This window comes from Mycobacterium sp. (assembly GCF_008709575.1).
Lineage (GTDB): Bacteria > Actinomycetota > Actinomycetes > Mycobacteriales > Mycobacteriaceae > Mycobacterium.
Genome location: NZ_VYIK01000512.1, coordinates 1 through 564 on the forward strand (window position 1 = coordinate 1; position 564 = coordinate 564).

Annotated in this window: 2 protein-coding genes; both read right to left on the reverse strand. The window is 64.7% G+C overall.

The window, feature by feature from the left end; genetic code table 11:
- On the reverse strand, positions 1–88 hold an 88-nt coding region (locus F6Q13_RS19880; RefSeq protein ID WP_293060128.1), incomplete at its 3' end, for a hypothetical protein.
- The coding region (locus F6Q13_RS19885) for a prolyl oligopeptidase family serine peptidase (protein ID WP_293060125.1) at positions 85–564 on the reverse strand (480 nt) is incomplete at its 5' end. The genes F6Q13_RS19880 and F6Q13_RS19885, both read right to left, overlap by 4 nt.

Sequence of the window (564 nt, forward strand, 5' to 3'; positions counted from 1 at the left end):
CCCCGGCCAAATACTCGGCAGTAAGCTTGCCCACGAAGCCCGTCGCGCCGTAGACGACGATGTCGAATTCGCGCTGTATTTCCGTCACGGCGCAGACGCTACTCCGAGGATTTCCGGAAGTTCACCGGCCTGGCCGAGCACATTGACGGCCAGGAACGCGATCACCACCTGGTAGAAGATCTTGGTGTGCTGCGGTGCGAGGATCCAGTGGTGCTCCGACGGGAAGTACAAAAACCGGTGCGGGCTTTGGCCATCGTCTCCGGCGGGCAGGCCGGACAATGCAAGCAGCTCGTACCACAGCCGCAAGGCTTCGCCGATGGGCACCCGATAGTCCTTCTCGCCGTGGATGACCAGCATCGCAGTGGTGATCCGCTCGACAAACCGGTGCGGCGAGTGGACGGCGGCCATCTGCGGGGTCATCTCCCGGCGCCAGTAGTAGGCCTGGTCGGTGGTCGGCCCGAATTGATCCAGCGCCCACAGGCCGGCATGGCTGACGATGGCGGCGAACCGGTCGGTCTGGCCGGCCAGCCAGTTGGCCAGGTATCCGCCGAAGGACCCGCCCAT